A 12,432-nucleotide genomic window follows, 5' to 3' on the forward strand; every position below is an offset into this window, starting at 1 on the left:
GCGCCGGGTGGGTGCGGGAGGCGGGGGTTGCTTCAGGGGTGACTGCCCGTCATTCACCCTCGTCCAGGTGGTCGCCCTCCCACCCGTTCCACCGCCTGCGCCCCCGCCCGGCACCCTTCCCGCGCCGCTTTCTCGGGATCGGCGCCCGTCAGCAGGGTCGCGAGGAACGCCCCTGTGAACGCGTCGCCCGCGCCCGTGGTGTCCCGGGGCGTGGCGGGCTCGGCCGGTACGTGTGCGTGGACCGTGCCGGAGTGGGCCAGCAGGGCTCCCTCGGCGCCCTGCTTGGTGACGACCAGGGGGACATGACGGCTCAACTTGGCCGCCGCGTCCGCCGGATCGGGCAACCCGGTGAGCAGACACGCCTCGTCCCGGCTGGGCAGCAGCACGTCCACCCCCTCGACGAGCGCCAGGAAACGGTCCACGCCCAGCTCCACCAGGAACCCCGCCGACGCCGGATCCAGACTCACCGGCACTCCACGCGCGCGTGCCGACTCCACCGCCGCGGCCACAAACGCCCGGCTCGGTTCGGAGAACAGCAGATAGCCCGACAGATGCAGCCGTACGACGCCGTCCAGCAGCGAGTCCGACCAGTCCTCGGGGCCGAGCCGCAGGGCCGCGCCACTGTCGGTGAGGAACGTCCGCTCGGCCGACGCCCCCGTGTCGACCAGGCAGATCACCGTCCCGGTCGCCGCCTCCGGATCGACGACGAGACGGGGCCGTACCCCGGAGGCGAACAGCTCCCGCTCGTGCCACGCCGCCGCGTCCGCACCCACGCGACCGAGCAGCCGTACGTCCGCACAGCCCCAATGGGCCGCCCAGCACGCCACGTTGGCGCCCGCGCCGCCCGGCACGGTCCGGATCACGGCGGCCGTGTCGGTGCCCGGGGCGAGCGGGCCCCGATGCCGGGCCACAATGTCCGTGACCACGTCTCCGACGACCAGGAGCGCGCCGCTCGGCCCGGTCGTCACGCCTCCTCGGCCCAGGCCGCCGCGATCCGCCCCGCCAGCCGTACGTTGCCGCGCACGGCCGCCAGATTGGCGCTCAGCGAGGCACCGTCGGTGTGCTCCACGAGGTAGCCGAGGAGGAACGGGGTGACCGCCTGCCCGGTGATGCCCTCCGCCTCGCACGCGTGCAGCGCGTCGGCGAGCACGCGCGCGTGCAACGCGGGATCCAACTGCTCGTCCTCGGGCACCGGGTTGGCGACGATCAGCGTCGACTCAGGGGCGTCGAGCGCGTCCTGCGCCCGCATCACGGCCGCCACCTGCTCGGGGGTCTCCAGCGTCCAGTCCACCGGGTATCCGGAGTCGGAGAGGTAGAAGCCGGGGAAGCGGTCCGTGCCGTATCCGGCGACCGCCACGCCCAGCGTCTCCAGGCGCTGCAAGGTCGCCGGCACGTCCAGGATCGACTTCACGCCTGCGCACACCACCGTGATCCGGGTGGACGCCAGCAGCCCCAGGTCGGCGGACTCGTCCTGCGTCACCGTCCACTCCCGGTGCACCCCGCCCAGGCCTCCGGTCGCGAACACCCGGACGCCTGCCCGCGCCGCCAGCAGCGCCGTCGCCGACACCGTGGTCGCCCCGCTGGCCCCCGCCGCCACCGCGAGCGGCAGATCGCGGTGGCCGAGCTTGCGGATCCCGTCCTCGTTGGCGACCCGCTCCAACTGCTCCTTGTCCAGGCCGACATGGGGCCGTCCGTCGAGCACGGCGATGGTCGCGGGGACGGCGCCCTCCTGGCGTACCGCCGCCTCCAGTTCCAGCGCAACCTGCAGATTGCGCGGGCGCGGCAGCCCGTGCGCGATGATCGTCGACTCCAGGGCCACCACGGGTCGACGCGCGTCGATCGCCTCGCGTACTTCCTCGGACACCACCAGCACCACGCGCCTCCTGTCGTTCGGTCTTCCCTCATCCCTGGCGGGCTCGGCCCCCGGTCAAACCCTCGCGGGCTGTGGGAGACATCATCCCCGTCCGACATGGAAAACGGGGGCCACGCGTGCGTGGCCCCCGCGTTCTCGTCCGTCAGACCGGGCTGATGCCCGCCAGCGTCCCGTGCGGATCGAGCACGTACTTGCGACTGGCGCCCTGGTCGAACTCGGCGTAGCCGCGCGGTGCGTCCTCCAGTGCGATCGGGGTCGCGTTGACCGCCTTCGCGATGTGCACGCGCCCGTGCAGGATCGCCATCATCAGACTCCGGTGGTACGTCATCACCGGGCACTGACCGGTCGTGAACCGGTGGCTCTTGGCCCAGCCGAGGCCGAGCCGCACCTTCAGGGTGCCGCTCTTCGCGTCCTCGTCGACCCCACCGGGGTCGGCGGTGACGTACAGCCCGGGGATGCCCAGGGCACCACCCGCGCGCGTGACGCCCATCAGCGAGTTGAGGACGGTCGCCGGCGCCTCCGGGGCGTTCGGGCCGTGGGCCCGTGCCTCGAAGCCGACCGCGTCGACCGCCGCGTCCACCTCGGGCTCGCCGAGGATCTCGGCGATCTGCTCTCCGATGTCGCCGCGTGAGACGTCGACGGTCTCGCAGCCGAAACTCCTTGCCTGGGCCAGGCGTTCGGCGTTGAGGTCGCCGACGATGACGACCGCGGCGCCCAGCAACTGCGCCGACGCTGCCGCCGCCAGACCGACCGGACCCGCCCCGGCGACGTACACCGTGGACCCGACCCCGGCGCCCGCGGTGACCGCGCCGTGGAAACCGGTCGGGAAGATGTCCGAGAGCATGGTCAGATCGAGCAGCTTCTCGCGTGCCTCGTCCCGGTCCGGGAACTTCAGCAGGTTGAAGTCCGCGTACGGGACCATGGCGTACTCGGCCTGACCGCCGACCCAGCCGCCCATGTCGACATAGCCGTAGGCCGCCCCCGGACGGGCCGGGTTGACGTTCAGGCAGATGCCGGTCTTGCGTTCCTTGCAGTTGCGGCACCGCCCGCAGGCGATGTTGAACGGTACGGAGACGATGTCGCCCACGTCGATGAACTCGACGTCCGGCCCCCGTTCGACGACCTCTCCGGTGATCTCGTGTCCGAGGACCAGCCCCTCGGGCGCGGTCGTCCGACCGCGCACCATGTGCTGGTCGCTGCCACAGATGTTGCTGGCGAGCACCTTCAGGATCACCCCGTGCCGGACCTTGCGGCCGACGTTGGCTTGGGCGACTCCCGGCCCGTCCTGCAGTTCAAGCGTCGGGTGGTCGATGGTCCTGACTTCCACCGCTCCCGGCTTGAGATACGCGACTGCCCTGTTTCCGCTTCCACTCATGCGTGATCGCCGTCCCTTCGGCTCCGATCCCCCGGATGCCAGTGGCTGTGCGCGCGCATGGCGGAGTCTGCTACCGGCTCGGCGTCCCGGCCACCCTCCGCGGGCCATCGGAAACCGGGGTTTTCCGGGAGCGGGTGAACAGCGCCAGCGCGGCCAGGGGTATCAGCAGGCAGGCGGCGGCGAGGTTCAGCCAGCCGTAGCTCGCCTCCGCGACCACCAGGCCGGCCACCGCCCCGCCGATCCCGGCCGAGGTGTTCATGGTGAGGTCGGAAAGGCCCTGTGCGGCGGCGCGCGCGGGCTGCGGCACCGAGTCGGTGAGCAGCGCCGAGCCGGAGACGAGCCCCGCCGACCAGCCCAGGCCCAGCACGAACAGCCCCAGCGCGATCCGCCCGTGACTCCCGCCCGCCGTACCGGCAAGGAACGCGGCGCAGGCCAGCAGCCCCACCGCGAGCCCTGTCCCCGACAGCCGCCCCACCCGGTCGGACAGCCTCCCCATCAGCGGCGAGAACGCGTACATCCCCGCGATGTGCCCGCTGATCACCAGCCCGACCAGATCGATGCTCGCCCCGTGATGGCCCAGCTCGACCGGAGTCATCGCCATCACCGACACCATCGCGGTGTGCACCACGGCCACCGTCACCAGCGCGAGCCGGGCCCGCGGCGAGGCGGCCACCGCGGCGAACCCCGCCCGCAGCGACCGCGCGGCCGGCGACCGGTCCTCGTCCGGCGCGAGCGCCCGGGCCGTCAGCAACGGATCGGGCCGCAGCAGTACGGCGACCACGACCGCGGCGACCAGGAAGATCCCGCCCGCCCACAGGAAGGGGCCCGCCGCCTCGGGTATCCCGAGCCCCGCGACGCTACGCCCAGCGGGCGCGGCGATGTTGGGTCCGAGGACCGCCCCTATGGTCGTCGCCCACACGACACGCGAGATGGCCCGGGCCCGCTGCTCCGGCTCGGCCAGATCGGCGGCGGCGAACCGGGACTGCAGATTCGCCGACGAGGCCGCCCCGAAGCAGGCCATGCCGCACAGCAGCAGCGGAAAGCTCCCGATGCCCGCCGCGAGCACCACGACACCGGCTCCCAGCGCCCCGACCAGATAGCCGAGGACCAGGCCGGGACGCCTGCCGCGCGCCGTCATCAGCGCCGCGAGCGGCATCGACAGCAGCGCCGTGCCCGTGACGGTCGCCGTGGGCGCCAGCCCGGACAGCGACTCGGTCCCGCTGATCTGCTTGGCCAGGACGGCGGCCAGCGCGATCCCGGTGGCGACACCGAGCCCGCCCAGGATCTGGGTCGTGATCAGCACGCCGGAGGTCCGACGGCGCAGGGCGGGTAGCTGGTCGGCCGTGACGGCTCGCCCTTCCAGGGCGGTCACAGCGCGCACCCGGTACCGCCGTGGCCGCACGCGCACGTGCAACCGGTCTTCCCCAGCACGGTCTCCCCCCTCGTAGTCACCTGCCCGAGCTCAGAACAACGGCTCGGGCAGCACCCCCTCCAGCGCCAGCAGCTTCCTCTTCGTCTCCAGGCCGCCCCCGAACCCGCCGATGCCGCCGTCGCTCTCGACGACCCGATGGCACGGCACGACGACCGGCAGCGGATTGGAACCCATCGCCACCCCCACCGCCTGGGCCGCGCGCGGCTGACCGACCTGCCCGGCCAGATCGCCGTAGCCGACGACCGAGCCGTACGGGACGCCGGACGCCAGCTCGCGCAGCACCTGCCGGTTGAAGCCGGAGATCAGGGACCAGTCGAGCGGCAGGTCGAAGTCGCGTCGCGTTCCGGCGAAGTAGGCCGCGAACTGACGTATCGCCTCGGCCAGCAAGGGGGAGTCGGGTGCCTCGACGGGTTCGGCGCCCAGCCGGGACGCCAGCCGGTCGAGTGTCTTCTCGCGCACCGCGTCCGTGGCGTGGAAGACGACGTTGACCAGGCCGTCCTGTGTCGCGGCCAGCAGCAGCGGACCGATGTCGGTGCCGACGACGGTCCACACGACCCGCTGCTCGTTCTGCCCATGGCTGTCCATGCGCCCACCGTACGACCCGGCACTGACAACGCCCCGCGAGCGGTCTCAGAACCCGTTCAGCGCGGACCGCACGACATCCGGTTTGTTGGTGATGATTCCGTCCACGCCGTACCCGGCGACCTTCCATGCCGTGGGTGCGTCGTCGACGGTCCAGGCGTACACCTCCATCGGAGTGCCGTGCGGGCCCGTGAACCCGTGCACGGCGGAGACGTAGCTCGTGGAGATCGAGCCGTACGACGGGTTGATCAGGTCGGTGAAGGCGGCGTACTCGTGCAGGGCGGAGACGGAAGGTGTGCCGAGGAAGCCGGTCCTGATGCCAGGGCTGAGGTCGTGCACGATCCGGATGCTGTCCGCGCTGAAGCTCTGCACGATCAGCCGGCTGTCCAGATGGGACTGGTCCAGCCATCCTTCGTTGCCCAGGACCTTGAGGGTCTGCTGCTCGATGCCGGGGTACAGCTCCGGGTTCTTGATCTCCAGGAGCAGGCTCTGGTGGTTGTGCTCCACCTCGCGCATGTACTGCGTGAGCGTGGGCACGCGCGTGCCCGTGTATGCGGCGCCGAACCAGCTGCCCGCGTCGAGGCGGGCGATCTCGGCGGCGGTGAAGTCCTTCACCTTCCAGGGGGCCCGGTCGGGGAACACCTTCGCGACGTCGGTGGTGCGCTTCAGGCTCTCGTCGTGGATGACGACGAGTTCGCCGTCCTTGGTGCGCTGGACGTCGTTCTCCACCCACTGGAAACCGAGCCGGGCCGCCTTGTCGATGGAGGCCAGGGTGTTCTCGGGGGCGTAGGCGGACGCGCCGCGATGGGCGACCACGGTGGGCCACTGGGCGGCGTCACCGGCACTGGCCCGGGGGGAGGGGAGCAGGAGGGCGGCGGTCCCCAGGAGCGCGGTGGTCGAGGCGGCAACTGCGCGCAGGTGCATGCGTACTCCTCGCGTCGAGTGATCACATACAGCTCAAGGATGAAAGCGGAACGTCACTACCCGTGGGGTACAGGATGGACACAGAATGAATGGAGTTGCCCAAGTCCGCTCACCGGTGCCGCACAAGTGGGGCAGGGTCGTGTTTCTTTGCCGGAAAATCGTTCGACCATTCCGGTGGGGGTCATACTCTCTGCGTCGACCCTGACCGTTCCTGCGGTCCTGGGGCTGGGCGGGTTTCAGGAATTTGCGGGACGGAACAGGGCGGAAGGGTTACTGCGCATGCAGGGCACGGTCGACGGTTTCAGCTACGGACTCGTGACACCGCTGGTGGCCTACCTCATGGCCTGCCTCGGCGGTGCGCTCGGCCTGCGCTGCACCACCAGATCGATGCTCGTGACCCAGTCCTGGCGCCCCGGCTGGCTCGCCCTGGGATCGGCGGCGATCGGTTCCGGCATATGGACGATGCACTTCATCGCGATGATGGGGTTCTCGGTCCGCCAGACACCGGTCCACTACGACAAACCGATGACCTTCGCGAGCCTCGCCGTCGCCATCGTCATGGTGGGCGTCGGGATCTTCATCGTCGGCTACCGGGGAGCCAGGGGGACGGCCCTGTTCACCGGCGGCACCCTCACCGGCCTGGGCATCGCCTCGATGCACTACCTGGGCATGGCCAGCATGCGCCTCAACGGAAAGCTCGAGTACAACACCTTCACGGTCGCCGGCTCCGTCGTCATAGCGGTCGTCGCCGCGACCAGCGCCCTGTGGGCGGCCGGACAGGTCCGCGGGTTCCTGTGGAGCGTGGGCGCGAGCCTCATCATGGGGCTCGCCGTCACCGGCATGCACTACACCGGGATGGCCGCCCTCACCGTCCACGTCCACGGCACGGCCGCGACCACCGACGGAGTCTCCGCCGCGTCACTGCTCGCGCCCATGATGATCGGCCCCCTCGCCTTCCTCCTCCTGGCCGGCGTCGTCGTGATGTTCGACCCGCTGATGGTCATGGGGAAGCCCGCCCGGCTTCCCGTCGAGCACAAGCCCGGCGTCCCGGCCGGCGCCGTCGTCCCGCACCCCCGGCGCACCCCGGTCCGCGCCGACCGCGACCTCGGACACCGCCGCTCCCGCACTCCGCAGAACCGCTGATCCGACCCCGTTGTCAGTGGCGGGTCGTACGGTTGGTTCCATGCGGCCCGTTTCCCACATCGAACGCACGGTGGCGCCTTTCGAGGTCGTCAGTTCCTACCAGCCCAGCGGCGACCAGCCGGCGGCCATCGCCGAGCTGGCCCGGCGCGTCGAGGCAGGTGAGAAGGACGTCGTCCTGCTCGGCGCGACCGGCACCGGCAAGTCCGCCACCACCGCGTGGATGATCGAGAAGCTCCAGCGCCCCACCCTCGTGATGGCGCCGAACAAGACCCTGGCCGCCCAGTTGGCCAACGAGTTCCGCGAGCTCCTGCCGAACAACGCGGTCGAGTACTTCGTCTCGTACTACGACTACTACCAGCCCGAGGCCTACGTCCCGCAGTCGGACACCTACATCGAGAAGGACTCCTCGGTCAACGAGGAGGTCGAGCGCCTGCGCCACTCCGCGACCAACTCGCTGCTCACCCGCCGCGACGTCATCGTGGTCGCCTCGGTCTCCTGCATCTACGGCCTCGGTACTCCGCAGGAGTACGTGGACCGCATGGTCCCTCTCAAGGTCGGCGACGAGATCGACCGCGACCAACTGCTGCGCCGTTTCGTGGACATCCAGTACACGCGCAACGACGTGGCCTTCACCCGGGGCACCTTCCGCGTCCGCGGCGACACCATCGAGATCTTCCCGGTCTACGAGGAACTGGCCGTCCGCATCGAGATGTTCGGCGACGAGATCGAGGCGCTCTCCACCCTCCACCCGCTGACCGGCGAGATCATCAGCGAGGACGAGCACCTCTACGTCTTCCCGGCCTCCCACTACATCGCGGGCCCCGAGCGCATGGAGCGGGCCGTCAACGACATCGAGAAGGAACTCGCCGAGCGGCTGGCCGAGATGGAGAAGCAGGGCAAGCTCCTGGAGGCCCAGCGCCTGCGGATGCGCACGACCTACGACCTGGAGATGCTCCGCCAGATCGGCTCCTGCTCCGGCGTCGAGAACTACTCGATGCACTTCGACGGCCGCGAGCCCGGCTCCGCGCCGAACACCCTGATCGACTACTTCCCCGAGGACTTCCTCCTCGTCATCGACGAGTCGCACAACACGGTCCCGCAGATCGGCGCGATGTACGAGGGCGACGCCTCCCGCAAGCGCACCCTCGTCGACCACGGCTTCCGGCTGCCCTCCGCCCTGGACAACCGCCCCCTGAAGTGGGAGGAGTTCCAGAAGCGCATCGGGCAGACGGTCTACCTGTCGGCGACCCCGGGCAAGTACGAGCTCTCGCGCGCGGACGGCACCGTCGAGCAGATCATCCGTCCCACCGGCCTCATCGACCCCGAGGTCGTCGTCAAGCCCACCGAGGGCCAGATCGACGACCTGGTGCACGAGATCCGCAAGCGCACCGAGAAGGACGAACGCGTCCTGGTCACCACCCTCACCAAGAAGATGGCCGAGGACCTCACCGACTACTTCCTCGAACTCGGCATCCAGGTCCGCTACTTGCACAGCGACGTCGACACCCTGCGCCGCATCGAGCTGCTGCGCGAGCTGCGCTCAGGCGAGTTCGACGTCCTGGTCGGCATCAACCTCCTCCGCGAGGGCCTCGACCTGCCCGAGGTGTCCCTGGTGGCCATCCTGGACGCCGACAAGGAGGGCTTCCTGCGCTCCGGCACCTCCCTGATCCAGACCATCGGCCGCGCGGCGCGCAACGTCTCCGGCCAGGTCCACATGTACGCCGACAAGATCACCCCGGCGATGGAGAAGGCCATCGAGGAGACCAACCGCCGCCGGGAGAAGCAGGTCGCGTACAACACGGCGCACGGCATCGACCCCCAGCCGCTCCGCAAGAAGATCAACGACATCGTCGCGCAGATCGCCCGCGAGGACGTCGACACGGAGCAGCTGCTCGGCTCCGGCTACCGCAAGGCGGCCAAGGACGGCAAGGGCGCCAAGGCCCCCGTGCCCGCGCTCGGCGGCAAGGCCGCGAAGGCGTCCAAGTCGGCCAGGGGGAAGGCCAAGGACGGGGTGCCGACCGACCGCCCCGCGGCCGAACTCGCCGAGCAGATCGAGGAGATGACCGCGCGCATGCGCGCCGCCGCCGCGGACCTCCAGTTCGAGGTCGCCGCCCGGCTGCGCGACGAGGTCCACGAGATGAAGAAGGAACTGCGGCAGATGAAGGAGGGCGGCCTGGCCTGATCGCCCGGGTGGACCGCCGGACCTCGGGATATGCGCTCTGTGTTGCAAGACCGACACAAAGTCCGATGCGGGGTTCGGCACTGTCAGTGCCGCTGCGTAGGGTTCTCGGCAGCCGCGGATTCCGCGGCAACAGGGGACAGTTCGAGAGGGGAACAGCCGTGACCGTCAACATGACCAAGGGTCAGGCCATCAGTCTTGAGAAGAACGACGGGACCGGCCTGACCGCGGTGCGCATGGGTCTCGGCTGGCAGGCGGCTCCCCGGCGCGGCCTGTTCGGCTCGCGCACCCGGGAGATCGACCTCGACGCGTCCGCCGTGCTGTTCGCCGACAAGCAGCCGGTCGACGTGGTGTTCTTCCGCCACCTGGTGAGCGACGACGGCTCCGTCCGGCACACCGGCGACAACCTCGTCGGCGGTGTCGGCCAGGGCGGCGACGACGAGGCCATCCTCGTCGACCTCGCGCGCGTGCCGGTCCACATCGACCAGATCGTCTTCACCGTGAACTCCTTCACGGGCCAGACCTTCCAGGAGGTGCAGAACGCGTTCTGCCGCCTGGTCGACGAGACCAACGGCCAGGAACTGGCCCGCTACACGCTGGCGGGCGGCGGCCAGTACACGGCCCAGATCATGGCGAAGGTGCACCGCTCCGGCTCCGGCTGGACGCTGACGGCCCTCGGCACACCGACCAACGGCCGCACCTTCCAGGACCTGATGCCGGCGATCCTGCCGCACCTCTAGGGCGGCCCGGCGCACACAGGACGACACGGCTGAGCAGGGGGACGAGAGCGATGGCGGCCGAGCTGGTGCGAGGGCAGAACCACCCGCTCTCCCAGATGCGTCTGGAGATCCGGGTCGCGGCCGGCAAGCCGGTCGTGGCCGCCGCCACGCTCGGCGACGAGCGCGGCAGGATCCACGGCGTGGAGTGGGTGGCCCACCCGGGCACACCCACCCTGCCCGGCCTGGAGGTCTCCAAGCAGGCCGCCGCCGACCACCGCCTCGCGGTGGACCTCGGTGCCGTGCCGGAGGCCGTCCACCGCGTCAGCGTGCTGCTCGCGCTGCCCCTCGGCGCCGACGGCCCCACCCGCTTCGGAGCCGTCGCCGCACCCTTCGTCGCGGTCACCGGCCTCGACGGCACCGAGGTTGCCAGCTACACGATCACCGGCCTGGACGCCGAATCGGCCGTCGTGGCCCTGGAGTTGTACCGCAGACAGGGCACCTGGAAAGTGCGCGCCGTCGGCCAGGGCTACGCGGGCGGCCTGGCCGAACTCCTCACCGACCAGGGCCTGCCCCAGGCCACCCACCTCGCGGGCAGCATCAACGAAGCGGTGGCCCGGGGCCTGGCCCGCTCCGTGGCGGCACCCCCACCCCGCACCACCGACGGCGACCGCACCCGCCAGACGGCCACACCGGGCATCGGCCCCGACGGGAGCGGCCCTACGACACCGGGTGCCTCCGGCGCCGTAGCACCGCAGCCGTCGAACTCTCCGTACGGTGCGCAAGGTGCTGTGGCGCCGCCGTCCGGATACCCAGCGGACCCGGCCGCCACCCAGCCCGCCGCCCCCGCCGCCGGTGGCCCGATCGACTACAGCCACCCGCGTCGGCAGACCGGGGCGCCTCCGTCGCCCGCGCCGACCGTGCCCCCGGCTCCGCCCGGAGAGGCCGCGCAGCCCGTCGCCGGTGACGCGACCGGGTGGTCGATGGAGGAGCGGCTCTACAACCAGGTGTGGGGCATGTTCGAGGACCTGGCCCGCACCATGGCCGCCTACCGCAGCGCGGTCGACTTCGCCGACTCGCGCATGGAGAAGGAACTCGACCAGGCGCTGTCCGACCCGCGCAGCCGGATCGGCGGTCAGGGCGACGCGGCCCGGGAGGCGGCCCAGGCCAAGCACGCCCAACTCGTCGACCACGCGCGCGCGGCCCTCGACCGGGACCTCGCCCAGCTGGCCGCCGAGTCCGAGGTGGTCGAACCCGCGCTCCCACTGGCCTTCGCCGGCTGGGACAACCCCGTCTGGCACGGCTACCGCGTCCCGATGGAGATCCCCATGGCCCTGCGCCTGGGCGACCTCCATCTACCGGAGAGCCCCGACCTGCGCATCCCGATGCTGGTCCGGCTCCCGTTGGAGCGCGGTCTGTGGATCGACAGCGGTGGCGGGGAGTCCCTGGACGGCTCGTTCGCCGACTCCCACGAGCTGCGGCGCCTCGCGCTCGACACGGCCATGGCGCACGCGGCCAGGCTGCTGGCCGTCTATCCGGTCGGCGAGTTCGCCGTGCACGTCATTGACCCGGCAGGTTCGGCGGCGCAGGCGCTGGTCCCGCTGGTGCACACGGGCGTGCTCGCGGCGCCGCCCGCCGTGGGGGCCGCCGGGGTCGCGGACGTGCTGGCGCGGCTCACCCAGCGGGTGGATCTGGTGCAGATGGCGGTGCGCGGCGGAGCTGCCGACTCACTGCCGCCCGGCCTCGACACGGCCGAACAACTGCTGATCGTCAACGACTTCCCGCACGGCTTCGACGACCGTGCCGTGACCCAGCTGCGCTATCTCGCGGACGAGGGCCCGGCCGTCGGCGTCCATCTGATGATGGTCGCGGACCGCGAGGACGCCGCGGGCTACGGCCCGTTGCTCGACCCCCTCTGGCGTTCGCTGATGCGACTCACCCCGCTGCCCGACGACCATCTCGCCGACCCGTGGGTGGGCCATGCCTGGACGTACGAGCCCTCGCTCGTGCCGCCCGGCAGCCAGGTGCTCCAGCGGGTGCTGACCGAGGTCGCGACAGCGCGTACCAAGTACAGGTAAAGGGCTCCCATCTGCCACTTTGCCTTTCTTTTGCCCATCTCTTTACCTTCCCTTGGTGATTGGGGTAAGCTCTTCCGTACGGAGGGGAGTACTCCCTATCTGCTGCGGCGTACCCGTCAATACGGATCAG

10 protein-coding genes are annotated in these 12,432 nt (G+C 70.9%); 4 read left to right on the forward strand and 6 right to left on the reverse strand.

The genetic code is table 11. From position 1 onward, the window contains the following. Positions 1–53: 53 nt before the first annotated feature. The 6 genes from OH768_RS39195 to OH768_RS39220 all read right to left on the reverse strand — a co-directional run bounded on the left by OH768_RS39195 (position 54) and on the right by OH768_RS39220 (position 6,186). Positions 54–968: a carbohydrate kinase family protein gene (locus OH768_RS39195; protein WP_406460967.1), complete on the reverse strand. Its 915-nt coding sequence runs from the start codon at positions 966–968 to the stop codon at positions 54–56. Next, the gene (locus OH768_RS39200) at positions 965–1,876 is read right to left on the reverse strand and encodes a pseudouridine-5'-phosphate glycosidase (protein WP_406460969.1); all 912 of its coding nucleotides are present in this window, start codon (positions 1,874–1,876) and stop codon (positions 965–967) included. The genes OH768_RS39195 and OH768_RS39200 overlap by 4 nt, the downstream gene beginning before the upstream one ends. A gap of 139 nt (positions 1,877–2,015) precedes the next feature. Next, on the reverse strand, positions 2,016–3,248 hold the full coding sequence (gene fdhA, locus OH768_RS39205; protein WP_406460971.1) for a formaldehyde dehydrogenase, glutathione-independent: 1,233 nt from the start codon (positions 3,246–3,248) through the stop codon (positions 2,016–2,018). A 70-nt stretch (positions 3,249–3,318) separates the two neighbouring features. Next, positions 3,319–4,620, reverse strand: coding sequence for an MFS transporter (locus tag OH768_RS39210; RefSeq protein ID WP_406460973.1), 1,302 nt, complete (start codon positions 4,618–4,620; stop codon positions 3,319–3,321). A 90-nt stretch (positions 4,621–4,710) separates the two neighbouring features. Next, the gene (locus OH768_RS39215) at positions 4,711–5,265 is read right to left on the reverse strand and encodes a methylated-DNA--[protein]-cysteine S-methyltransferase (protein WP_406460975.1); all 555 of its coding nucleotides are present in this window, start codon (positions 5,263–5,265) and stop codon (positions 4,711–4,713) included. A 45-nt stretch (positions 5,266–5,310) separates the two neighbouring features. Next, positions 5,311–6,186 (reverse strand): glycerophosphodiester phosphodiesterase, encoded by an 876-nt coding sequence (locus tag OH768_RS39220; RefSeq protein ID WP_406460977.1) that lies wholly within the window; start codon positions 6,184–6,186, stop codon positions 5,311–5,313. Positions 6,187–6,465: 279 nt separating this feature from the next. Between OH768_RS39220 and OH768_RS39225 the strand changes: the two genes are divergently transcribed. The 4 genes from OH768_RS39225 to OH768_RS39240 all read left to right on the forward strand — a co-directional run bounded on the left by OH768_RS39225 (position 6,466) and on the right by OH768_RS39240 (position 12,302). Continuing rightward, entirely contained in the window at positions 6,466–7,329 is an 864-nt protein-coding gene (locus tag OH768_RS39225) for an MHYT domain-containing protein (protein ID WP_406460979.1), read from the forward strand. Between the two features lie 40 nt (positions 7,330–7,369). Continuing rightward, a complete protein-coding gene (gene uvrB, locus OH768_RS39230) occupies positions 7,370–9,511 on the forward strand; it encodes an excinuclease ABC subunit UvrB (RefSeq protein WP_406460981.1) in 2,142 nt (713 codons plus the stop codon). A gap of 158 nt (positions 9,512–9,669) precedes the next feature. Continuing rightward, positions 9,670–10,248 (forward strand): TerD family protein, encoded by a 579-nt coding sequence (locus OH768_RS39235; protein ID WP_200710494.1) that lies wholly within the window; start codon positions 9,670–9,672, stop codon positions 10,246–10,248. 50 nt (positions 10,249–10,298) lie between these two features. After that, entirely contained in the window at positions 10,299–12,302 is a 2,004-nt protein-coding gene (locus OH768_RS39240) for a TerD family protein (RefSeq protein WP_406460983.1), read from the forward strand. Positions 12,303–12,432 lie beyond the last annotated feature (130 nt).

This window comes from Streptomyces sp. NBC_01622 (genome assembly GCF_045209635.1).
Lineage (GTDB): Bacteria > Actinomycetota > Actinomycetes > Streptomycetales > Streptomycetaceae > Streptomyces.